This window comes from Pseudomonas sp. DWP3-1-3b3 (genome assembly GCF_049896305.1).
Lineage (GTDB): Bacteria > Pseudomonadota > Gammaproteobacteria > Pseudomonadales > Pseudomonadaceae > Aquipseudomonas > Aquipseudomonas azotoformans_A.
The window spans coordinates 73,988-95,879 of the sequence record NZ_JAFCUA010000001.1 but is presented as its reverse complement, the minus strand read 5'-3'; the positions used below and the strand labels follow the sequence as shown (position 1 = coordinate 95,879).

The window sequence follows — 21,892 nt, the reverse complement described above, 5'->3', positions numbered from 1 at the left end:
GCTGCCATGTTGAAAGTCAGTGTTTATCGTTACAACCCTGATCAGGACGCTGCGCCGTTCATGCAGGAATTCCAGGTCGATACCGGTGGTAAAGACCTGATGGTGCTGGATGTATTGGCACTGATCAAAGAGCAGGACGAAGGTTTCTCCTATCGTCGCTCTTGCCGTGAAGGTGTGTGCGGTTCCGACGGCATGAACATCAACGGCAAAAACGGCCTGGCGTGCATCACGCCGCTGTCCGCCGTGGTCAAAGGCAACAAGCTGATCGTTCGTCCTCTGCCAGGTTTGCCGGTTATCCGTGACCTGGTCGTCGATATGAGCATCTTCTACAAGCAATACGAGAAAGTTAAGCCGTTCCTGCAGAACGACACGCCGGCTCCGGCTATCGAACGTCTGCAGTCCCCGGAAGAGCGCGAGAAGCTCGACGGTCTGTACGAGTGCATCCTGTGCGCTTGCTGCTCGACCTCTTGCCCGTCCTTCTGGTGGAACCCGGACAAGTTCCTGGGTCCAGCTGCCCTGCTGCAAGCGTACCGCTTCCTGGCAGACAGCCGTGATACCAAGACGTCCGAGCGTCTGGCTTCGCTGGATGACCCGTTCAGCGTATTCCGCTGCCGCGGGATCATGAACTGCGTCAACGTATGTCCCAAAGGCCTGAACCCGACTAAGGCCATTGGTCACATCCGTAACATGCTGCTGCAGAGCGGCGTGTAACTGACGTTGTAGTAAAAGCAGGACCGTTGTGCCCGTAAATGCTACGGCGCAGGCTTCAACCGGCGCCGTAGTTTTAACTTGAGCAGCGACTTACAAAGCCGCGGCTCTTATTTTGAAGAAATGAGACAAGCAGGGGCATTCGGGTTGGTACCCGAACTATCAGCGTGATCCTAAGTGGCTTGTTTTGGTCGCTGCACTTGGCCTTTTGCAAGCAAACTCGGTGTTTTCGCCGGTGGTGTCCCCAAATCGAGGGTGACCAAGCATGCAAGAAAGCGTGATGCAGCGCATGTGGAACAGCGGCTATCTTTCAGGTGGTAACGCTGCCTATGTGGAAGAGCTTTATGAGCTCTACCTGCACGACCCTAACGCTGTGCCAGAAGAATGGCGCACCAAATTTCAGACGTTGTCTTCAGACGGCAACGCTGCCACCGATGTATCGCACGCCACAATTCGCGATCAGTTTGTGCTGCTGGCAAAGAACCAGCGCCGCGCCCAACCGGTTTCCGCCGGCAGCGTGAGCAGTGAGCACGAGAAGAAGCAAGTTGAAGTATTGCGACTGATCCAGGCCTACCGGATGCGCGGCCACCAGGCGGCCCAGCTTGACCCGCTGGGGCTCTGGAAGCGTCCTGCACCTGCTGACCTGTCGATCAATCATTACGGCTTGACCAATGCCGATCTTGATACGACCTTCCGTGCCGGCGACCTGTTCATCGGCAAAGAGGAAGCGAGCCTACGCGAAATTCACGAAGCGTTGCAGCAGACATATTGCCGCACCATCGGCGCTGAGTTCACGCACATCACCGATTCCGAGCAACGCCACTGGTTCCAGCATCGCCTGGAAGGTGTGCGCGGTCGTCCGGTTTTGTCCGCTGACGTACGCAGCCACTTGCTTGAGCGCGTAACCGCTGCCGAAGGCCTGGAAAAATACCTGGGTACCAAATACCCGGGCACCAAGCGTTTCGGCCTGGAAGGCGGCGAAAGCCTGATCCCGATGCTCGACGAGCTGATCCAGCGTTCCGGTTCCTACGGCACCAAGGAAATCGTGATCGGCATGGCCCACCGTGGTCGCCTGAACGTGTTGGTCAACACCTTCGGCAAGAACCCGCGTGAGCTGTTCGACGAGTTCGAAGGCAAGAAAAAGGTCGAGCTGGGTTCCGGTGACGTTAAATACCACCAGGGTTTCTCGTCCAACGTGATGACCACCGGCGGTGAAGTTCACCTGGCCATGGCCTTCAACCCATCCCACCTGGAAATCGTTTCTCCAGTGGTCGAGGGTTCGGTCCGTGCGCGCCAGGATCGTCGTAACGACACCACCGGTGAAAAGGTCCTGCCGATTTCCATCCACGGTGACGCGGCATTCGCCGGTCAAGGCGTGGTCCTGGAAACGTTCCAGATGTCGCAGACCCGCGGCTTCAAGACTGGCGGTACGGTTCACATCGTCATCAACAACCAGGTTGGCTTCACCATCAGCAACCCGCTGGACGCACGCTCCACCGAGTACGCGACCGACGTTGCCAAGATGATCCAGGCGCCGATCCTCCATGTGAATGGTGATGATCCGGAAGCCGTGTTGTTCGTGACCCAGTTGGCCATTGACTACCGCATGCAGTTCAAGCGTGACGTCGTGATCGACCTGGTTTGCTACCGCCGTCGCGGTCACAACGAAGCCGACGAACCAAGCGGCACCCAGCCGTTGATGTACCAGCAGATCACCAAGCAGCGCACCACCCGTGAGCTGTACGCCGAAAGCCTGACCAAGGCCGGCGTGGTTGACGATGCGCGTGTTCAGGCCAAGGTCGATGAATACCGCAACGCGCTGGACAATGGTCTGCATGTTGTAAAGAGCCTGGTTAAAGAGCCGAACAAAGAGCTGTTCGTCGACTGGCGTCCGTACCTGGGCCACGCCTGGACTGCGCGTCACGATACGTCGTTCGATCTGAAAACCTTGCAGGAATTGTCCGCCAAGCTGCTGGAAATTCCTGAAGGCTTCGTGGTTCAGCGCCAAGTGGCGAAGATCTACGAAGACCGTCAGAAGATGCAAGCCGGCGGCCTGCCGATCAACTGGGGTTACGCCGAAACCATGGCGTACGCGACCCTGGCGTTCGAAGGTCACCCGATCCGCATGACCGGCCAGGACATCGGCCGTGGTACGTTCTCGCACCGTCATGCGGTATTGCACAACCAGAAAGACGCGGGCACCTACATCCCGTTGCAGAACCTGTACGAAGGCCAGCCACGTTTCGACCTGTACGATTCGTTCCTGTCTGAAGAAGCGGTTCTGGCGTTCGAATACGGTTACTCGACCACCACGCCAAACGCGCTGGTGATCTGGGAAGCCCAGTTCGGCGACTTCGCCAACGGTGCCCAAGTGGTGATCGACCAGTTCATCACCAGCGGCGAGCACAAGTGGGGCCGCCTGTGCGGTCTGACCATGCTGCTGCCACACGGTTATGAAGGTCAGGGTCCTGAGCACTCCTCGGCCCGTCTGGAGCGTTACCTGCAGCTGTGCGCCGAGCACAACATCCAGGTGTGCGTGCCGACTACCCCGGCCCAGATCTACCACTTGCTGCGTCGCCAGGTAATCCGTCCGCTGCGCAAGCCGCTGGTAGTGCTGACACCGAAGTCGCTGTTGCGTCATAAATTGGCCATCTCGACCCTGGAAGATCTGGCGGATGGTTCGTTCCAGACCGTGATTCCAGAAATCGACACGCTGGACGCGGCAAAAGTGACTCGCCTGGTCCTGTGCAGCGGCAAGGTCTACTACGACCTGCTGGAAAAACGTCGTGCCGAAGGCCGCGAAGATATCGCCATCGTGCGTATCGAGCAGCTTTACCCGTTCCCGGAAGACGACCTGATGGAGGCCATCGCGCCTTACACCAACCTCACCAACGTGGTGTGGTGCCAGGAAGAACCGATGAACCAGGGCGCGTGGTACAGCAGCCAGCATCATTTGCGTCGCAGCATGGGTAACCACAACAAGGCGCTGAACCTGGAGTACGCCGGTCGTGATGCTTCTGCAGCACCTGCGTGTGGTTATGCGTCGATGCACGCCGAGCAGCAGGAAAAACTGCTGCAAGATGCTTTCACTGTTTAACGCCTTCGCGCTGACTGAAACCGAATTTTAAGGACCCACAGATAATGGCTATCGAAATCAAAGCCCCGTCATTCCCGGAATCGGTTGCCGATGGCACCGTTGCCACCTGGCACAAGAAACCAGGCGACGCTGTAAAGCGTGACGACCTGATCGTCGACATCGAGACCGACAAAGTCGTGCTGGAAGTGTTGGCCGAAGCTGACGGCGTGCTGGGCGCAATCGTTGCTGAAGAAGGCGCTACCGTTCTGTCGAACCAGGTACTGGGTTCGATCGAAGAGGGCAGCGCTGCTGCCGCTGCTCCTGCTGCAGCACCGGCCGCCGCCGCTGCCCCTGCCGCCGCTCCGGCTGCTGGCGCTGAAGACCCGATCGCTGCACCGGCTGCCCGTCAGCTGGCTGAAGAGAACGGCATCAACCTGGCGTCCGTCAAAGGCACCGGCAAAGACGGTCGCATCACCAAGGAAGACGTGGTTGCTGCTGTTGAAGCCAAGAAAAACGCTCCAGCTGCCGCACCTGCCAAGGCTGCTGCCCCGGCTGCCGCTGCTCCAGTGTTCGCCGCTGGCGACCGCACCGAGAAGCGTGTACCGATGACTCGCGTACGTGCCACCGTGGCCAAGCGTCTGGTTGAAGCCCAGTCGAACATGGCAATGCTGACCACCTTCAACGAAGTCGACATGACCGAAGTCATGGCCCTGCGTTCGAAGTACAAGGACCTGTTCGAGAAGTCCCACAACGGCGTACGCCTGGGCTTCATGTCCTTCTTCGTGAAAGCGGCCACCGAAGCGCTGAAACGCTTCCCGGCTGTCAACGCTTCCATCGACGGCGGCGACATCGTTTACCATGGCTACGCAGACGTCGGCGTAGCCGTGTCCAGCGACCGTGGCCTGGTGGTGCCGGTACTGCGTAACGCCGAGCTGATGAGCCTGGCTGAAATCGAAGGCGGCATCGCCGGCTTCGGCAAGAAAGCCCGTGACGGCAAGCTGACCATCGACGAGATGACCGGCGGTACCTTCACCATCACCAACGGTGGTACCTTCGGTTCGATGATGTCGACGCCGATCGTCAACCCGCCACAAGCCGCGATCCTGGGCATGCACAACATCATCCAGCGTCCGATGGCCATCAACGGCCAAGTCGTGATCCGCCCGATGATGTACCTGGCGCTGTCGTACGATCACCGCCTGATCGATGGTAAAGAAGCCGTGACTTTCCTGGTGACCATCAAGAACCTGCTGGAAGACCCGGCTCGTCTGCTGCTGGACATCTAAAGACGCAGCTGCACGTTGCGAGCTACAGGCTGTAGGAAAAAGCAGCTTGGCTTGCAACGTGTCGCTTGAAGCTTGTCGCTGAATAGAGGAACTATTTTCATGACGCAGAAATTTGACGTTGTAGTGATTGGTGCAGGTCCTGGCGGCTACGTTGCTGCCATCAAGGCCGCACAACTGGGCCTCTCGACTGCTTGCATCGAAAAATACACCGACAAGGAAGGCAAACTGGCACTGGGCGGTACTTGCCTGAACGTCGGTTGCATTCCTTCCAAGGCGCTGCTGGACAGCTCCTGGAAATTCCACGAAGCCCAAGACGGTTTCGCGATCCACGGCATCAACCATGCTGGCGTGACCATGGACGTGCCAGCAATGGTCGGCCGTAAAGCCAACATCGTTAAAGGCCTGACTTCCGGCGTTGCCACCTTGTTCAAGGCCAACGGCGTGACTTCCCTGCAAGGCCACGGCAAGCTGCTGGCTGGCAAGAAAGTTGAAATCACCAAGCCAGACGGCTCGACCGAAATCATCGAAGCCGAGAACGTGATCCTGGCTCCAGGTTCGCGTCCAATCGACATCCCGCCTGCTCCCGTTGACCAGAACGTGATCGTTGATTCGACCGGTGCCCTGGAATTCCAGGCTGTGCCTAAGCGCCTTGGCGTGATCGGCGCTGGCGTGATCGGCCTGGAACTGGGTTCGGTATGGTCCCGCCTGGGTTCCGAAGTGACCGTGCTGGAAGCCCTGGACACGTTCCTGCTGGCTGCCGACACTGCTGTATCCAAAGAAGCGCTGAAAACCCTGACCAAACAAGGTCTGGACATCAAGCTGGGCGCTCGCGTGACCGGTTCGAAAGTCAACGGTGAAGAAGTTGTCGTCAACTACACCGACAAGGATGGCGAAAAAACCATCACTTTCGACAAGCTGATCGTAGCCGTGGGTCGCCGTCCAGTGACCACCGACCTGCTGGCGGCTGACAGCGGCGTGACCCTCGACGAGCGCGGCTACGTGCACGTTGACGATCACTGCGCAACCACCGTGCCTGGCGTCTACGCCATCGGCGACGTGGTTCGCGGCATGATGCTGGCGCACAAGGCTTCCGAAGAAGGCATCATGGTTGTCGAGCGCATCAAGGGCCACAAGACCCAGATGAACTACGACCTGATCCCATCGGTTATCTACACCCACCCGGAAATTGCATGGGTCGGCAAGAACGAACAGCAGTTGAAAGCTGAAGGCGTTGAAGTTAACGTCGGCACCTTCCCGTTTGCCGCTTCTGGCCGTGCCATGGCAGCCAACGACACCGGTGGTTTTGTCAAAGTCATCGCTGATGCCAAGACTGACCGCGTATTGGGCGTCCACGTGATTGGCCCAAGCGCTGCAGAACTGGTTCAGCAAGGCGCGATCGGTATGGAATTCGGCACCAGTGCCGAGGACCTGGGCATGATGGTCTTCTCCCATCCGACCCTGTCCGAAGCGTTGCACGAAGCAGCGTTGGCAGTGAATGGCGGCGCCATCCACATCGCCAACCGCAAGAAGCGCTAAGCGAGATAATAAGAAACCACGGCGGAGTTGCCCGTCGTGAGCCTTGCGCGCAAGACTCACCGCGGAATATCCGCTGGACGCAGCCTTGCGCAGCTTTACGGGCTTTGAGCCCTGCAAGTTGCGCAAGCAGCAGTCACAGGTGGCGCGGCACTCATAATGAGCGCAGCGCCGAATGCGCAGTACCTAACGAAGACGGTAAAAAGCATGAATCTTCACGAGTATCAGGGTAAGCAGCTGTTCGCTGAATACGGCCTGCCAGTTTCCAAGGGCTACGCAGTAGACACCCCGGAAGCAGCAGCAGAAGCTTGCGACAAAATCGGCGGCACTGAGTGGGTTGTCAAAGCCCAGGTCCACGCTGGTGGTCGCGGTAAAGCGGGCGGCGTTAAGCTGGTTCGCAGCAAAGAAGACGCCAAGGCCTTCGCACAGCAGTGGCTGGGCAAGCGTCTGGTGACTTACCAGACTGATGCCAATGGCCAGCCAGTCACCAAGATCCTGGTTGAATCGTGCACTGATATCGCTAAAGAGCTGTACCTGGGCGCTGTCGTTGACCGTTCGAGCCGTCGCATCGTGTTCATGGCTTCCACCGAAGGTGGCGTGGACATTGAGAAGATCGCCGAAGAAACCCCAGAAAAAATTCTGAAAGCCACTATCGATCCACTGGTTGGCGCTCAGCCATTCCAGGGTCGCGAGCTGGCTTTCCAGCTGGGCCTGGAAGGCAAGCAAGTTGCCCAGTTCGCCAAGATCTTCGTGGGTCTGGCCAAACTGTTCCAGGATCACGATCTGGCCCTGCTGGAAGTGAACCCGCTGGTGATCAAGGCTGACGGCGATCTGCACTGCCTGGACGCCAAGATCAACATCGACGCCAACGCCATGTACCGTCAGCCTAAGCTGAAGACTTTCCACGATCCGTCGCAAGACGATCCGCGCGAAGCGCACGCTGCCAAGTTCGAACTGAACTACGTAGCCCTGGAAGGTAACATCGGTTGCATGGTGAACGGTGCTGGCCTGGCCATGGGTACCATGGACATCGTCAACCTGCATGGCGGCAAACCAGCCAACTTCCTCGATGTGGGCGGTGGTGCTACCAAAGAACGCGTTACCGAAGCCTTCAAGATCATCCTGTCCGACTCCAACGTCGCTGCAGTACTGGTCAACATCTTCGGCGGCATCGTTCGTTGCGACATGATTGCCGAAGGCATCATCGGTGCAGTGAAAGAAGTCGGCGTCAAAATCCCGGTTGTTGTTCGCCTTGAAGGTAACAACGCTGAACTGGGCGCTAAAGTACTGGCAGAAAGCGGTTTGAACATCATCGCGGCTACCAGCCTGACCGACGCTGCTCAACAAGTTGTCAAAGCTGCGGAGGGCAAGTAATGAGCGTCCTGATCAATAAAGACACCAAAGTTATCTGCCAGGGTATTACCGGTTCGCAAGGTAGTTTCCACACCCAGCAAGCCATCGAATACGGCACCAAGATGGTTGGCGGCGTAACTCCGGGCAAAGGCGGCACCGAGCACCTGGGCCTGCCAGTGTTCAACACCGTGAAAGATGCTGTAGCTGCCACTGGTGCCACCGCCAGCGTGATCTACGTTCCAGCTCCTTTCTGCAAGGACTCGATCCTGGAAGCGGCATTCGGCGGCATCAAGCTGATCGTCTGCATCACCGAAGGCATTCCTACCCTGGACATGCTGGACGCTAAAGTTAAGTGCGACGAGCTGGGTGTTACCCTGATCGGCCCTAACTGCCCAGGCGTGATCACTCCAGGCGAATGCAAGATCGGCATCATGCCAGGTCACATTCACTTGCCAGGTAAAGTCGGTATCGTTTCCCGTTCCGGCACCCTGACCTACGAAGCTGTGAAGCAGACCACTGACGCCGGTTTCGGTCAGTCGACTTGCGTCGGCATCGGCGGTGACCCGATCCCAGGTTCGAACTTCATCGATATCCTGAAACTGTTCCAGGAAGACCCGAAGACCGAAGCGATCGTCATGATCGGTGAGATCGGCGGTTCGGCTGAAGAAGAAGCGGCTGCCTACATCAAGGCACACGTGACCAAGCCGGTTGTTTCCTACATCGCTGGTGTGACTGCCCCTGCTGGCAAGCGCATGGGCCATGCTGGCGCAATCATCTCTGGCGGCAAGGGTACTGCAGACGAGAAGTTTGCTGCCCTGGAAGACGCAGGTGTTAAAACCGTGCGTTCGCTGGCAGACATCGGCAAGGCTTTGTCCGAGCTGACCGGTTGGGCTGTCAAGTAAGCCTCGCGCTTAGCTGACGCTTCACCCACACAAAGGCCACCTTCGGGTGGCCTTTGTGCTTTCTGGGGATTGCTGATCCATCATTTAAGTATGAAAACGCGACATTAAGATGTCGCTTATCGGACAGTCCGCCCCGCAACAGTGCGTTTGTCAGCCCGATTCTGTAACCTACCCGCCTCTTTATGCGTGCGCATCCCAAAAGGAAGCCCCGCGCTAGACCGGTCGGCTCCCATAAGGGCCGGCAGTATTTCCCTCATCCATAGGGAATCCCTCTCTAAATTCCGATTCAGTAGTGTGGTATTTCCCGAAATGAAAGTGTTGAAAAGCCAGGATGTCCTGGCGTTGGGCTTTATGACGTTTGCCCTGTTCGTGGGCGCCGGCAACATCATCTTCCCGCCTATCGTTGGTTTGCAGTCCGGACCTCACGTCTGGATGGCAGCGCTGGGCTTTCTGATCACCGCAGTGGGTTTGCCGGTGGTCACCGTGATCGCCCTGGCCAAGGTCGGTGGCGGTATGGACGCGCTGAGCAGCCCGATCGGCAAGATCGCCGGTGGCCTGCTCGCGGCGGCGGCGTATCTGGCGGTAGGGCCGCTGTTCGCCACCCCGCGCACCGCGACCGTGTCCTTTGAAGTGGGCCTGGCGCCGCTGACCGGCGAAAGTCCGCTGGCGCTGTTCCTCTACAGCTCGGTGTACTTCCTGGTGGTGTTCTTCGTTTCCCTGTACCCAGGGCGTTTGCTGGACACCGTCGGTCGCTTCCTCGCACCGCTGAAGATCATCGCGCTGGCCGTCCTCGGTATCGCCGCCTTTGCCTTGCCGGCTGGTGAAGTGGGCGTCGCCACCCCGGAATACGTGGCTGCACCGTTCTCCCAAGGCTTCATCAATGGTTACCTGACCATGGATACCCTGGGTGCCCTGGTGTTTGGCATCGTGATCGTCAACGCCATTCGCTCCCGTGGCGTGGAGTCGCCGAAGCTGATCACCCGCTACGCGATCATTGCCGGCCTGATCGCCGGTGTGGGCCTGGCGCTGGTGTACGTCAGCCTGTTCCGCCTGGGTTCGGGCAGCCATGCGGTTGCCGCGGGCGCGAGCAACGGCGCTGCGGTGCTGCATGCTTACGTGCAACATACCTTCGGTTCCCTGGGCAGCGGCTTCCTGGCCGTGCTGATCTCCCTGGCGTGCCTGGTCACTGCCGTAGGTCTGACCTGCGCGTGCGCCGAGTACTTCAGCCGTATCCTGCCGCTGTCCTACAAAACGCTGGTGGTGATCTTGGCTCTGTTCTCGCTGTTCGTGTCCAACCTGGGCCTGACCAAGCTGATCGCGTTCTCGATTCCGGTGCTCACAGCGATCTACCCGCCGTGCATCGTGTTGGTGGCCTTGAGCTTCTGCAAAGACTTCTGGCAAGAGCAGGGCCGCATTGTCGGTCCGGTGATGCTGGTGTCGTTCATCTTTGGTTGCATCGACGCACTCAAGGGCGCCGGTTTCGCAGACTGGTTGCCGGCGCAACTGACCAACCTGCCGCTGAGCGAGCAAGGCCTGGCCTGGCTGGTGCCGTCGGTGATGGTCCTGGTGGTGGCCGTGGTGATTGATCGGATGCTTGGCAAGCGCAGCGAAGCGATCGCTTGATCCGCTGAAGGCTCTGCCGAAATGCCCCGTATCAATCGATACGGGGCATTTTTTTTGGGCGTCAGGCAGTGTCTTTTAGCTTGGGCTAACGTCGAAGGGGTTAGGAAAACTTCAAGTTCAAACGCGCTCGTCATAAGGACCCGCATGTCGTTTATCGAAACCAATCAGATCCACCTGCTTGCCGCGCTCTGGTTTGTCCTTTGCTGGGGGGGCTACACCCGTTATGCCACCTGGAAAGCCCGCGACACGGCCTGCCTGGCCAGTGTGTTGCATCTGTATCGAGAAGACTGGATGCGCCGCATGCTGCTGCGCGACAACCGCATCGCCGACGCCAGCGTGATCGGCAACCTTGAACGCAATGCCTCGTTCTTCGCCTCCAGCACCTTGATCATCCTCGCCGGTATTCTCACCGTACTCGGCGCTTCAGAGCGCGCGGTGTCGCTGCTGGCGGATATCCCCATGGTGCAGCAGGCGTCCCAGGGCATGTCGGAGATCAAGCTGCTGTGCCTGGCGCTGGTGTTTGTCTATGCGTTCTTCACATTCAGTTGGTGCATGCGCCAGTACAACTTCGCGGCGGTGCTAGTGGGCTCGGCGCCGATGATCGGTGAGCGACATGTGTCGGAGCAGGAGCGCAATGCGTTTGCCCTGCGCGCGGCGCGGGTGATTTCCATGGCCGCCAACCAGTTCAACTTCGGCCTGCGTTCTTATTACTTCGGCATGACCATGCTGGCGTGGTTTGTCAGCCCCTGGTTGTTCATGTTGATGAGCAGTGGGGTGGTGTTGGTGCTGTACCGTCGGGAGTTTCATTCCGACGTGCTGCAAGTGATGGTGTATACGCAGACGGACACGCCGCCGCCGGAGCCGGCTAAAGAAGTGGGCTAACTAAGGCCTTTAAATAAAAACGCCAGACAAAGAAAAGCCCGCTATCTAAGCGGGCTTTCTTTTTGCAGCCAAGCTATTTCAAGCCGCGGTCTCAAGAACCGGTGGCAGGGGTAGCAGGTGCTGCTTCTTTGGCGGCGGCTTCGTTCGATTCAGCCTGAGCTTTGGCAGCATCGGCGTTTTCTTTCGCAGCGTCGTTCACTTTATCCTGAGCCTTCGCCATGTCTTTCTGAGCTTGCTCAGAGTGCGCGGCGGCGTCTTGGGCTTTGTCTTCGGATTTTTTGTCGCAGGCAGCGAGACCGAGGGCAGCGGCGAGCATCATGGAAATAGCTAAAGTCTTGCGCATGGGTGTTTCTCCTTATTGAAGATATCTACTGGCCTTTCGAGCATGGCGGTTCGGCATTAGTTCCTTTTATTCCATAGATATATAAATCCCTGACTAACCGGAACTTTTGCCCGCCCACCCCTTCCGCGAATCAACACTAATAAGAGTCTGGAACGAATGACCGAAAATCCCCTGTTAGAGCGTGCGACGCGCTTTGTTTCGGCCTTGCGCCATTGTCAGGTGCTGGGTATTACCGCTCATCAGGCCAGTGAGGAGGGCATCACCTTGATCATGCCCTACGCGGCGCATTTGGTCGGTGATCCCCAGTCGGGCGTGATCCATGGCGGCGCGCTGACCTCCCTGATGGACACCGCCTGCGGCATGGCCACCCTGTGTGTGCTGCCGGAATTCGAAGTGTGCCCGACCCTCGACCTGCGCGTTGACTACATGCATCCCGCGGCGCCCCACAAACCCCTGTATGGGTTCGCTCAATGCTACCGGGTGACCACCGACGTGATCTTCACCCGTGGCTTTGCCTATCAGGACGACCCCCAGCAACCCATTGCCCATGTGGTGGGCACGTTCATGCGCATGGGCAAACGCCTCAAGGGCACTCAAGGATTGGGCAGTACGATCAAGGGAGAGCAGGCATGACGCACCGATTCAAGACCCGCCTGGAGCAGGCCCATGAGCGTGGCGATTACGAGGCGCTGCTCAATCTGATTCCCTACGCCAAGCTCATCGGCATTGAATGCACGCGGCTGGGGGATGAGCTGCTGTTCCGCCTGCCGGCCAACAAGGACAATATTGGTAACCCCATATTGCCGGCGCTGCACGGCGGCGTGATCGCAGGCTTTATGGAGCTGTCGGCGGCGCTGCACCTGCTGGTGTTCACGGGCGCGCCGGGCATCCCGAAAATCATCGATTTTTCCCTGGATTACCTGCGCGCCGGGCAGTTTCGCGACACCTACGCCAAATGCCAGGTGTGGCGCCAGGGCCGACGGGTGGCGAACGTGGCGATCACCGCCTGGCAAAGCACGGCGGCCGAGCCCATCGCCACCGCTCGTGCGCATTTCAAGATCGAGGAACAGGGCCGCCCTTGAAATCCTGGTCTTAGCCCCCAACTTTGATGACAACCCGCCGCCAACCCTCAAGGGTGCGGCCACTGCCATCCAATTGGAGTTTGATGACCATGAGTGTGGAAACTCAAAAGGAAACCCTGGGCTTCCAGACCGAGGTGAAGCAACTGCTGCACCTCATGATCCATTCGCTGTATTCCAACAAGGAAATCTTCCTTCGCGAATTGATCTCGAACGCCTCTGACGCTGTCGACAAATTACGTTTCGAAGCCCTGTCCAAGCCTGAGTTGCTGGAAGGTGGCGCCGAACTGAAAATCCGTGTGAGCTTTGATAAGGACGCCAAGACCGTCACGATCGAAGACAACGGCATCGGCATGAACCGCGAAGACGCGATTACCCATTTGGGCACCATCGCCAAATCCGGTACGGCCGATTTCATGAAGAACCTGTCGGGCGACCAGAAGAAAGATTCGCACCTGATCGGCCAGTTCGGCGTGGGCTTCTACTCGGCCTTCATCGTGGCTGACCAAGTGGAAGTGTTCAGCCGTCGCGCCGGCCTCGACGCCAGCGAAGGCGTGCACTGGTCGTCCAAAGGCGAGGGCGAATTCGAAATCGCCACTGTCGACAAGGCAGACCGTGGTACCCGAATCGTCCTGCACCTCAAAGACGGTGAAGATGAATTTGCCGATGGCTGGCGCCTGCGCAACATCGTCAAGAAGTACTCCGATCACATCGCCCTGCCAATCGAGTTGCCGAAAGAACAAGCGGCTGCCGAAGGCGAAGAGGCTCCTGCCCAGGAATGGGAAGTGGTCAACCGCGCCAGCGCGCTGTGGACCCGTCCGCGTACCGAGATCAAGGACGAGGAATACCAGGAGTTCTACAAGCACATCGGTCACGACTACGAAAACCCGCTGAGCTGGAGCCACAACAAGGTCGAAGGCAAGCTGGAATACAGCTCGCTGCTCTACGTACCGGCCCGCGCCCCGTTCGACCTGTACCAGCGTGAAGCGCCGAAAGGCCTGAAACTCTATGTGCAGCGCGTGTTCGTGATGGACCAGGCGGAATCCTTCCTGCCGTTGTACCTGCGCTTTATCAAAGGCGTGGTCGACTCCAACGATTTGTCGCTGAACGTGTCGCGGGAAATCCTGCAGAAAGACCCGATCATCGACTCCATGAAGTCGGCGCTGACCAAGCGTGTCCTCGACATGCTGGAAAAACTGGCGAAGAACGAGCCTGAGCAATACAAAGGCTTCTGGAAAAACTTCGGCCAGGTCATGAAAGAGGGCCCGGCGGAAGATTTCGCCAACAAGGAAAAAATCGCCGGCCTGCTGCGTTTTGCCTCGACTCACGAAGAAGGCGGCGAGCAAGTGGTGTCCCTGGCCGAATACCTGGCACGCGCCAAGGAAGGTCAGGACAAGATCTACTACCTGACCGGCGAAACCTACGCCCAGGTCAAGAACAGCCCGCACCTGGAAGTCTTCCGCAAGAAAGGCATCGAAGTGCTGCTGCTGACCGACCGTATCGATGAGTGGCTGATGAGCTACCTCAACGAGTTCGACGGCAAGTCCTTCGTCGACGTGGCCCGTGGTGACCTGGACCTGGGTAACCTGGACTCCGAAGAAGAGAAGAAAGAAGCCGAAGAAGTCGCCAAGTCCAAAGAAGGCCTGGTTGAGCGGATCAAGGCGTCCCTGGGCGAGGCGGTCAGCGAAGTGCGGGTTTCCCACCGTCTGACCGACTCCCCGGCGATCCTGGCTATCGGTGAAGCGGACCTGGGCATGCAGATGCGCCAGATCCTCGAAGCCAGTGGCCAGAAGGTGCCGGATTCCAAGCCAATCTTCGAATTCAACCCGGCTCACCCGTTGATCGAGAAACTCGACGGCGAGCAAAGCGAAGAGCGGTTTGGCGACCTGTCGCACATCCTCTTCGACCAAGCGGCCCTGGCCGCTGGCGACAGCTTGAAAGACCCGGCCGCCTATGTGCGCCGCCTGAACAAGCTGTTGGTTGAACTGTCGGTTTGACCCTGATGTAGAAAAACCCGCTTCGGCGGGTTTTTTCGTTCTAGTGCACCTCAACTGGAGTAAATGATGAGCCAAGTCACTGTGCGTTCCGTGGTCTATCAGATTGATGGCCAGTCTTATGAAAGCCGCCTCGCATTCGATTCCAGCCACAAGGGCCCGCTGCCGGGCCTGCTGATGGCGCCGAACTGGATGGGGGTGAGTGCGGGTGCCGAAGAGATCGCCAAGAGCGTGGCCAGCAAGGGCTACGTGGTGCTGATCGCGGACCTGTACGGGCAGACCGTGCGTCCGTCGAATGGCGATGAAGCTGGCGCGGCGATGATGCCGTTGAAGAATGACAACCCTAAGCTGCTCAAGCTCATGCAAGCAGCGCTTGATCAACTGCAGGGCCAGGCCGAGGTTGATACTTCGAAGCTGGCGACCTTCGGTTTCTGCTTTGGCGGTTTCTGCTCGCTGGAACTGGCGCGGACCGGTGCGCCCTTGAAGGCGGCGGTCTCGTTCCACGGCACCATCGACACCCAGAACCCGGCCGGTGCCAAGCACGTCAAGGGTTCAGTGCTGGTGCTGCATGGTGCGTCCGATCCATTGGTGCCGAAAGCGCAACTGCCGGCGTTCGAAGATGAAATGAACGCGGCCGGTGTGGATTGGCAATTGCTGAGCTATGGCGGTGCGGTGCATTCCTTCACCGATCCCCATGCCAATGTGCCGGGCAAGATGATGTATGACGCGAAGACGGCCAAGCGGGCGTTCAAGTCGATGCATGATTTGTTGGATGAAGTGTTCCAGGGCTGATATTTCAGCGCCTGTTCCGGCCCTATCGCGGGCAAGCCCGGCTCCCACATTTTGATCGGCGTACACCGGTAAATGTGGGAGCGGGCTTGCTCGCGAATGCTATCTCACCGGCAACTCGATTCTTTCAGACTCACCCGGCACCGTCGGCCAATCCCCAGCCGCCCAGCGCCGCCTGGCCTGTTCGATCACCGCCGGATCACTCGCGACAAAATTCCAATTGATCCGCCGTGGCCCATCCAGCGGCGCGCCGCCAAGTACCACCAAGTGGCAATCGCTCTCGGCGAACAGCGTCATCTCCTGACCGACGGGCAAGACCACCAGGCTATGCACCTCAAGCAGTTCACCGTCCAACTGTGCTTCACCTTCCAGCACATACACCGCTCGTTCCTCATGCTCATCCGGAACCAGCAGCGTCGTGGCCGTCTGCATCTGCACCTCGGCGTACAGCGTGGGTGACAGCACCGGCACCGGCGACTTGAGGCAGAACCCATCGCCCGCGATCATGCGGACCTGCACGCCCAGGTTGTCACTCACCGGCAGGCTCGCTGCCGGGTGATGGCTGTAATGCCCCGGTCCCGTCTCATGGTCCTTGGGCGAGGCCAGCCACACTTGCAGCCCGTGCAGGCTGAAACCGCTGGCCTTGAGCGGCTCGGGGGTGCGTTCGACATGGGCAATCGCGCTGCCGGCGGTCATCCAGCTCACATCACCGGCCTGCACCACCTGGTCCGAACCCAGGCTGTCCTTATGCTGCAAAGCACCTTCAAACAGATAGGTGAGGGTCGACAGCCCGATATGCGGATGCTGGCGGATATTCATGCCATCGCCCGGTGCATAGCGGGTGAGCAGCATATGGTCGAAGAACACAAAGGGCCCCACGCTGCGGCATTCCCGCGACGGCAGCGGGCGCAGGATCGGTTGGCCTTCGACGTCTTCGAGGCGAGGGCGGATCACGGTGAGGGGGGTCATGGCACGTCCCAGTCTGAGCGGGTTAGATGAAGCTGAGCATAACCCGCTCGGTAGGATGTTGCTGCTATTGGCTGAAGGCGCCTTCCGACAGCTTTGTCTCAATGGTGACTTCGGCAGTGGTCATCAGCTTGTGCACCGGGCAGCGATCCGCCACACGGTGCAGTTCGTCGCGTTGCTCGTCGGTGAGTACGCCCTTGAGCGTCAGCTTGACGTTGAGTTTGTATTTGCCTTTTTGCTCTTCAGTGGCGTCGTGGGTGACTTCCACGGTCACGCCAGTCAGCGGGATGTCTTTCTTCTGCGCGTAGAGCTTGACGGTCAGGGCTTTGCACGATGCCAGGGCGGCATCGAAGTAGTCGTGGGGAGAGGGCGCCGAATCGTCGCCGCCGAGGCTTTTGGGCAGGTCGGTAAACAACTCGTGGTTATTGATATTGACGCTATGACGAAAGTTGTCCTGGTTCAGGGTATTCACGGTAACAGGCATGGTAAACCTCACAGGGTGGCAGGATGAAGGTCATGCAGTTATAGAGCATGCTGGCACTTCGGTGTTCCGCGTTTTTTTTCCGGATGAACCCAGGCAGCGTGGGCAAGGTCTACCCGTATCAGCCCTTATCGAGGTTTTATCGTGCCCTGGACCCGCCTGACGCTGGCCCTTTTGTTCGCCGCCAGCAGCTTTGCTGTGCAGGCTCGCGACTACGCCTATAGCGATGCGCACCTGCATTACGTGGATTTCTTCCAGGAAACCGCCGGCATGGACAAGCTGCTCACGGCCATGGCGGAAAATCGCATCGAGCATGTGATGATTTCCGGCATACCCGTTGCGAAAAAATGGCACGAAGACGAACCCAAGCGGCCGCGTTACTACGCCGGTGATGACGCCGATGCCTACTGGTACAGCGCCACCGACGTGATCGTCGCCGCAGCGCTCAACAAGCTGACCCCCGAGCAACGCCGCCACTTCCATCCGTTCCTGTCCGGCTTCAACCCCAACGATAAGAACTCGGCCGCCCATATCCAGCGCATGCTCGACCTCAACCCAGGGCTGTGGCAGGGCATTGGCGAAGTCTTCACCCGTCATGACGACCTCACGGCCATCACCGCAGGCGACACCCCGCGCGCGAATAACGAAGCCATGACCCGCATCTATCACCTTGCGGCAGAAAACGACCTGCCGGTGATGCTGCACTCCAATATCACCTCCAAGCGCGAGCGCAACCCGCTGTACCTGGCCGAAGTGGAAGAACCGCTGCGCAATCATCCGCACACGCGCTTTATCTGGGCCCATGCCGGCACCAGCAAGGAAATCCATCGTCATCAGGTGCAGATGGACTTTTTGTTGCCGACTTTGAGTCGCCTGCTGGAGGCCTATCCCAACCTGTACATCGACCTGTCCTGGAGCATGCTTACGCCGTATCTGCTGGATGATGCCGGCCAGCCTCGCCCCGAGTGGGTAGCGCTGGTGGAGCGCTTCCCTGAGCGGTTTATGTTGGGTTCGGACGTAGTAGGGCGTTTCAACAAGTTGGGTAAGAAAATACGAAGCTTCGATCCCTTTTTGGATGCCTTGCCGGAGGCCGTCGCCCGAAAAGTGGCGCGGGACAACTTCCTGGCCATCCTGCCTAAAGCGGCCCGCGATGGAGTGGCGCGTTGATATCGCGTTTTCGTCTTACGCAAAGGCGCTCATAGGCCGATACCTTTCAAGAGCCAGCTGCAAATGGATGCAGCGCATTTGGAAGGAGCCAAGGCATGAGTATCAGAAGTCTGAATATCGCCCCGCGCGCAGGCCTGGGGTTTGGCCTATTGGCGTTGATGGTGTTTGCCCTGGGCGGTTTCGCTTTGTTGCAGATGGCCAATATGCGCCAACAGTCGGATCAGGTGGAAAACAACTGGCTGCCCAGCGTGATGGCTGTGGGGGAGATGAGCCAGGACCTGCTGCGCATCCGGGCGCTGACCTTGCGCCTGCTGGTCAACCGCGATCCCCAGGCGCTGGCGCAGAACGAGCAAAAACTCAGCGACCTCAAAAACGGTCTGCACCATGCGCAAACGCTCTACGAAGCGCTGATTGTGCTGCCCGAGGAGCGCACGCTGTTTGATCGCTTCAAGGCCCAGGAACAGCAGTACCTGCAACGTCAGGAGCAGGTCGTGGGTTTTTCCAAGGCCAACCAGCTCGAAGACGCGATCAGGGTAGTCAACGGTGAGATGAACCAGCTTGCCGACGAGATGGCCACGACCCTGCATGACCTGGTCAACCTCAACAAAGCCAACGCCAATCAGGCTGCCAGCCTGGCACAAAGCGTGTTCAGCCAGTCGCGCAGCTGGGTGATCGGCATGATCGTGCTCACCGCACTGATCACCATCGGCCTGGCCGTGTGGCTGACGCGCAGCATCGTGTTGCCCCTGGCCCAGTCGCTGAAAGTCGCCCAAGGCGTAGCCAGTGGCGATCTGACCGGCGAGATTCATGTGAGTGGCAACGATGAGCCGGCGCGCCTGCAGCAGGCGCTCAAGGGCATGCAGGACAACCTGCGCGACACCATCCGGCGTATTGCCGAATCGTCGAACCAGTTGGCCTCCGCCTCGGAGGAACTCAGTTGCGTGACTGAAGATGCCACTCGCGGCCTGCACCAGCAGAACCAGGAAATCGAGCAGGCCGCCACGGCGGTGAACCAGATGACGGCGGCGGTGGAGGAGGTGGCAAGCAACGCGGTGGCCACGTCCCAGGCTTCACGCGAGTCCGACCGCATTGCCCAGCATGGGCGTGAGCAGGTGCATCAGACGGTGGTGTCAATCGAGGCGCTGGCCACCGATGTCACCGACAACGTGACCCAGGTCGAGGACCTGGCGCAGAAGGTGTATGGCATCAGTAAGGTGCTGGACGTGATCCGCTCGATTGCCGAGCAGACCAACCTGCTGGCGTTGAACGCGGCGATTGAAGCGGCGCGCGCCGGGGATGCCGGACGTGGGTTTGCGGTAGTAGCCGACGAAGTGCGGGCTTTGGCCCATCGCACCCAGCAGTCGACCCAGGAAATCGAGCAGATGATCAGCGGGATTCAACAGGGCACCGATCAGGCGGTCAGCTCGATGCAACACAGCAACACCCGTGCACGCTCGACCTTGGACATCGCCAAGTCGGCGGGCACGGCATTGGAGGAAATCGCCTCGGCGTTCACCTTGATCAACGAGCGCAACCTGGTGATCGCCAGCGCGTCAGAGCAACAGGCAGCGGTGGCGCGGGAGGTGGATCGCAATTTGATGAACATCCGCGACCTGGCGCATCAGACCTCGACCGGGGCCAACCAGACCAGCGCGGCGAGCCAGGAGTTGTCGCGGTTGGCGGTGGACTTGAACACCATGGTGGCGCGGTTTTCGGTGTAGGGCCGGGAACCGGGTGGGCGCTATCGCAGGCAAGCCAGCTCCCACATTTGAAATGCATTCCCCTGTGGGAGCTGGCTTGCCTGCGATGAAGGCGACTCGGTCCATTACCCACAAAAAAAGCCCCGAACCAGTCGGGGCTTTTTCATGCAATCAAGCTACAGGTCTTACTGACCCTGCCAGCGTTTCAGCACCAGGGTAGCGTTAGTGCCACCAAAGCCGAAGCTGTTGCTCATCACGGTGTCGATTTTCGCATTCTCAACGGTCTTGGTCAGGATCGGCATGTCAGCCACCACCGGATCAATCTCGTCGATGTTGGCCGAGCCGGCCATGAAGTTGCCTTCCATCATCAGCAGGCAGTAGATCGCTTCATGAACGCCAGCGGCGCCCAGGGAGTGACCGGACAGGCTCTTGGTAGAGCTGATCGCCGGAGCCTTGTCGCCGAATACCGCACGCACGCCTTCCATTTCCTTGGCGTCGCCGACCGGAGTCGAGGTGCCGTGGGTGTTCAGGTAGTCGATTGGGGTATCAACAGTGGACATTGCCATCTGCATGCAACGGATGGCGCCTTCACCGCTCGGGGCAACCATGTCGTAGCCGTCGGAAGTGGCGCCGTAACCGACGATTTCCGCGTAGATCTTGGCACCACGGGCCAGGGCGTGTTCCAGCTCTTCGACCACCACCATGCCGCCACCGCCAGCGATGACGAAACCGTCACGCTTGGCGTCGTAGGCGCGGGAGGCCTTTTCCGGGGTTTCGTTGTACTGGGTCGACAGTGCGCCCATGGCGTCGAACAGGAACGATTGGCTCCAATGCTCTTCTTCACCGCCGCCGGCGAACACGATGTCCTGCTTGCCCAGTTGGATCTGCTCAACCGCAGTACCGATGCAATGTGCACTGGTGGCGCAGGCAGAGGAGATCGAGTAGTTCACGCCCTTGATCTGGAACGGCGTGGCCAGGCAGGCGGAAACGGTGCTGCCCATGGTCCGCGTGACACGGTACGGGCCAACGCGCTTCACGCCTTTTTCGCGCAGGATGTCCAGCGCTTCCATCTGGTTCAGGGTCGATGCGCCGCCGGAGCCGGCGATCAGGCCGGTGCGTACGTTCGAGACCTGGTCTTCGCTCAGGCCGGAGTCGGCGATTGCGTCTTTCATGGCCAGGTAGGCGTAAGCGGCAGCGTGGCCGACGAAGCGATAGATCTTGCGATCGATCAGTTCTTCGAGGGGCAGGTCGATGGAGCCGGAAACCTGGCTACGCAGACCCATTTCGGCATATTCCGGGTTGAAGCGGATGCCAGGGCGACTTGCACGCAGGTTAGCGGTGACGGTCTCTTTGTCATTGCCCAGGCAAGAAACAATGCCCAGACCAGTGATAACGACGCGGCGCATGCGGATAACCCTTAAAAGTTGTCAGTGGATGTGAATACGCCGACCCGAAGGCCTTCGGCAGTATAGATCTCGCGACCGTCGACGCTCACCGAACCATCGGCGATGGCCAGGTTCAGCTTGCCCTTGAGGACGCGCTTGATTTGAATGTTGTAGGTGACTTTCTTGGCGGTCGGCAGGACCTGGCCAAAGAACTTCACTTCGCCCGAACCCAGGGCGCGACCGCGGCCCGGCAAGCCTTGCCAGCCGAGGAAGAAACCGACCAGCTGCCACATGGCGTCAAGGCCCAGACAGCCTGGCATGACAGGATCGCCTTCGAAATGGCAGGCGAAGAACCACAGGTCCGGGGTGATATCCAGCTCGGCGACCAATTCACCTTTGCCGTACTTGCCACCCTCTTCGCTGATATGGGTGATGCGATCCACCATCAGCATGTTCGGGGCGGGCAGTTGCGCGTTACCTGGGCCGAACAGCTCACCGCGACTGCAGCGCAGCAGGTCTTCCCGAGTAAAGGCGTTTTGTTTGGTCATGCGAGCTCCTCAATAATCCCATGCGGCAGGGTAGGGTAAATCTTCCCGAACCGAATGAAGCGTTCATGCCTCATGTC

19 protein-coding genes and 1 pseudogene are annotated in these 21,892 nt (G+C 59.1%); 15 read left to right on the top strand and 5 right to left on the bottom strand.

Going from position 1 to position 21,892, the window contains the following annotated elements; translation table 11 throughout:
* The first annotated feature begins 6 nt into the window (after positions 1–6).
* The 8 genes from ACP7BX_RS00465 (at position 7) to ACP7BX_RS00430 (ending at position 11,363) form a co-directional block, all read left to right on the top strand.
* The gene (locus ACP7BX_RS00465) at positions 7–711 is read left to right on the top strand and encodes a succinate dehydrogenase iron-sulfur subunit (protein ID WP_003172807.1); all 705 of its coding nucleotides are present in this window, start codon (positions 7–9) and stop codon (positions 709–711) included.
* A gap of 262 nt (positions 712–973) precedes the next feature.
* A complete protein-coding gene (locus ACP7BX_RS00460) occupies positions 974–3,805 on the top strand; it encodes a 2-oxoglutarate dehydrogenase E1 component (protein WP_016979562.1) in 2,832 nt (943 codons plus the stop codon).
* Between the two features lie 44 nt (positions 3,806–3,849).
* Positions 3,850–5,070, top strand: a complete 1,221-nt coding sequence (gene odhB / locus ACP7BX_RS00455) for a 2-oxoglutarate dehydrogenase complex dihydrolipoyllysine-residue succinyltransferase (RefSeq protein WP_016979561.1) — start codon at positions 3,850–3,852, stop codon at positions 5,068–5,070.
* A 99-nt stretch (positions 5,071–5,169) separates the two neighbouring features.
* On the top strand, positions 5,170–6,606 hold the full coding sequence (lpdA, locus tag ACP7BX_RS00450; RefSeq protein WP_016979560.1) for a dihydrolipoyl dehydrogenase: 1,437 nt from the start codon (positions 5,170–5,172) through the stop codon (positions 6,604–6,606).
* Positions 6,607–6,810: 204 nt separating this feature from the next.
* Positions 6,811–7,977: an ADP-forming succinate--CoA ligase subunit beta gene (gene sucC / locus ACP7BX_RS00445; RefSeq protein WP_003210567.1), complete on the top strand. Its 1,167-nt coding sequence runs from the start codon at positions 6,811–6,813 to the stop codon at positions 7,975–7,977.
* Positions 7,977–8,858, top strand: a complete 882-nt coding sequence (sucD, locus tag ACP7BX_RS00440) for a succinate--CoA ligase subunit alpha (protein ID WP_010166265.1) — start codon at positions 7,977–7,979, stop codon at positions 8,856–8,858. Before sucC ends, sucD begins: the two co-directional genes overlap by 1 nt.
* 309 nt (positions 8,859–9,167) lie before the next feature.
* On the top strand, positions 9,168–10,481 hold the full coding sequence (brnQ, locus tag ACP7BX_RS00435; protein ID WP_033897633.1) for a branched-chain amino acid transport system II carrier protein: 1,314 nt from the start codon (positions 9,168–9,170) through the stop codon (positions 10,479–10,481).
* 144 nt (positions 10,482–10,625) lie between these two features.
* Positions 10,626–11,363 (top strand): DUF599 domain-containing protein, encoded by a 738-nt coding sequence (locus ACP7BX_RS00430; protein ID WP_033897634.1) that lies wholly within the window; start codon positions 10,626–10,628, stop codon positions 11,361–11,363.
* Positions 11,364–11,454: 91 nt separating this feature from the next.
* Here the strand turns inward: ACP7BX_RS00430 and ACP7BX_RS00425 are convergent, their stop codons facing one another.
* On the bottom strand, positions 11,455–11,706 hold the full coding sequence (locus ACP7BX_RS00425) for a hypothetical protein (RefSeq protein ID WP_010211724.1): 252 nt from the start codon (positions 11,704–11,706) through the stop codon (positions 11,455–11,457).
* Positions 11,707–11,862: 156 nt separating this feature from the next.
* On the opposite strand from ACP7BX_RS00425, the gene ACP7BX_RS00420 reads away from it, so the two are divergent.
* The 4 genes from ACP7BX_RS00420 (at position 11,863) to ACP7BX_RS00405 (ending at position 15,571) form a co-directional block, all read left to right on the top strand.
* Complete coding sequence (locus tag ACP7BX_RS00420) at positions 11,863–12,339, top strand: PaaI family thioesterase (RefSeq protein WP_426130388.1); 477 nt, start codon at positions 11,863–11,865, stop codon at positions 12,337–12,339.
* Positions 12,336–12,788, top strand: a complete 453-nt coding sequence (locus tag ACP7BX_RS00415; protein WP_016979555.1) for a PaaI family thioesterase — start codon at positions 12,336–12,338, stop codon at positions 12,786–12,788. Before ACP7BX_RS00420 ends, ACP7BX_RS00415 begins: the two co-directional genes overlap by 4 nt.
* A gap of 89 nt (positions 12,789–12,877) precedes the next feature.
* Positions 12,878–14,782 carry a molecular chaperone HtpG gene (gene htpG / locus ACP7BX_RS00410; protein WP_038850343.1) on the top strand — a complete coding sequence of 635 codons (1,905 nt, stop codon included), beginning with the start codon at positions 12,878–12,880 and terminating at the stop codon, positions 14,780–14,782.
* 66 nt (positions 14,783–14,848) lie between these two features.
* Entirely contained in the window at positions 14,849–15,571 is a 723-nt protein-coding gene (locus tag ACP7BX_RS00405; protein WP_426130385.1) for a dienelactone hydrolase family protein, read from the top strand.
* A gap of 99 nt (positions 15,572–15,670) precedes the next feature.
* Here the strand turns inward: ACP7BX_RS00405 and ACP7BX_RS00400 are convergent, their stop codons facing one another.
* The gene (locus tag ACP7BX_RS00400) at positions 15,671–16,537 is read right to left on the bottom strand and encodes a pirin family protein (RefSeq protein WP_426130383.1); all 867 of its coding nucleotides are present in this window, start codon (positions 16,535–16,537) and stop codon (positions 15,671–15,673) included.
* A gap of 64 nt (positions 16,538–16,601) precedes the next feature.
* A complete protein-coding gene (locus ACP7BX_RS00395; RefSeq protein WP_033897639.1) occupies positions 16,602–17,018 on the bottom strand; it encodes an OsmC family protein in 417 nt (138 codons plus the stop codon).
* Positions 17,019–17,159: 141 nt separating this feature from the next.
* On the opposite strand from ACP7BX_RS00395, the gene ACP7BX_RS00390 reads away from it, so the two are divergent.
* From ACP7BX_RS00390 to ACP7BX_RS00380, 3 genes and pseudogenes are all read left to right on the top strand, one after another.
* Positions 17,160–18,182 carry an amidohydrolase family protein gene (locus tag ACP7BX_RS00390; protein WP_426130381.1) on the top strand — a complete coding sequence of 341 codons (1,023 nt, stop codon included), beginning with the start codon at positions 17,160–17,162 and terminating at the stop codon, positions 18,180–18,182.
* A 95-nt stretch (positions 18,183–18,277) separates the two neighbouring features.
* Positions 18,278–19,048 (top strand): annotated as a pseudogene (locus ACP7BX_RS00385) (MCP four helix bundle domain-containing protein); the annotation flags it as partial.
* Positions 19,040–19,903 carry a methyl-accepting chemotaxis protein gene (locus tag ACP7BX_RS00380; protein WP_371317968.1) on the top strand — a complete coding sequence of 288 codons (864 nt, stop codon included), beginning with the start codon at positions 19,040–19,042 and terminating at the stop codon, positions 19,901–19,903. The pseudogene ACP7BX_RS00385 and the gene ACP7BX_RS00380, both read left to right, overlap by 9 nt.
* Positions 19,904–20,067: 164 nt before the next feature.
* Here the strand turns inward: ACP7BX_RS00380 and fabB are convergent, their stop codons facing one another.
* Together fabB and fabA are read right to left on the bottom strand one after the other, a co-directional pair.
* A complete protein-coding gene (fabB, locus tag ACP7BX_RS00375; protein ID WP_016979549.1) occupies positions 20,068–21,288 on the bottom strand; it encodes a beta-ketoacyl-ACP synthase I in 1,221 nt (406 codons plus the stop codon).
* Between the two features lie 11 nt (positions 21,289–21,299).
* A complete protein-coding gene (gene fabA / locus ACP7BX_RS00370) occupies positions 21,300–21,815 on the bottom strand; it encodes a 3-hydroxyacyl-[acyl-carrier-protein] dehydratase FabA (RefSeq protein WP_010211704.1) in 516 nt (171 codons plus the stop codon).
* Positions 21,816–21,892: the final 77 nt, after the last annotated feature.

Bases quoted from the DNA above. Each gene is read 5' to 3' on its own strand.
- ACP7BX_RS00465 (WP_003172807.1), top strand. From the start codon at position 7: ATGTTGAAAGTCAGTGTTTATCGTTACAACCCTGATCAGGACGCTGCG.
- ACP7BX_RS00460 (WP_016979562.1), top strand. From the start codon at position 974: ATGCAAGAAAGCGTGATGCAGCGCATGTGGAACAGCGGCTATCTTTCA.
- odhB (WP_016979561.1), top strand. From the start codon at position 3,850: ATGGCTATCGAAATCAAAGCCCCGTCATTCCCGGAATCGGTTGCCGAT.
- lpdA (WP_016979560.1), top strand. From the start codon at position 5,170: ATGACGCAGAAATTTGACGTTGTAGTGATTGGTGCAGGTCCTGGCGGC.
- sucC (WP_003210567.1), top strand. From the start codon at position 6,811: ATGAATCTTCACGAGTATCAGGGTAAGCAGCTGTTCGCTGAATACGGC.
- sucD (WP_010166265.1), top strand. From the start codon at position 7,977: ATGAGCGTCCTGATCAATAAAGACACCAAAGTTATCTGCCAGGGTATT.
- brnQ (WP_033897633.1), top strand. From the start codon at position 9,168: ATGAAAGTGTTGAAAAGCCAGGATGTCCTGGCGTTGGGCTTTATGACG.
- ACP7BX_RS00430 (WP_033897634.1), top strand. From the start codon at position 10,626: ATGTCGTTTATCGAAACCAATCAGATCCACCTGCTTGCCGCGCTCTGG.
- ACP7BX_RS00425 (WP_010211724.1), bottom strand. From the start codon at position 11,706: ATGCGCAAGACTTTAGCTATTTCCATGATGCTCGCCGCTGCCCTCGGT.
- ACP7BX_RS00420 (WP_426130388.1), top strand. From the start codon at position 11,863: ATGACCGAAAATCCCCTGTTAGAGCGTGCGACGCGCTTTGTTTCGGCC.
- ACP7BX_RS00415 (WP_016979555.1), top strand. From the start codon at position 12,336: ATGACGCACCGATTCAAGACCCGCCTGGAGCAGGCCCATGAGCGTGGC.
- htpG (WP_038850343.1), top strand. From the start codon at position 12,878: ATGAGTGTGGAAACTCAAAAGGAAACCCTGGGCTTCCAGACCGAGGTG.
- ACP7BX_RS00405 (WP_426130385.1), top strand. From the start codon at position 14,849: ATGAGCCAAGTCACTGTGCGTTCCGTGGTCTATCAGATTGATGGCCAG.
- ACP7BX_RS00400 (WP_426130383.1), bottom strand. From the start codon at position 16,537: ATGACCCCCCTCACCGTGATCCGCCCTCGCCTCGAAGACGTCGAAGGC.
- ACP7BX_RS00395 (WP_033897639.1), bottom strand. From the start codon at position 17,018: ATGCCTGTTACCGTGAATACCCTGAACCAGGACAACTTTCGTCATAGC.
- ACP7BX_RS00380 (WP_371317968.1), top strand. From the start codon at position 19,040: ATGCAGGACAACCTGCGCGACACCATCCGGCGTATTGCCGAATCGTCG.
- fabB (WP_016979549.1), bottom strand. From the start codon at position 21,288: ATGCGCCGCGTCGTTATCACTGGTCTGGGCATTGTTTCTTGCCTGGGC.
- fabA (WP_010211704.1), bottom strand. From the start codon at position 21,815: ATGACCAAACAAAACGCCTTTACTCGGGAAGACCTGCTGCGCTGCAGT.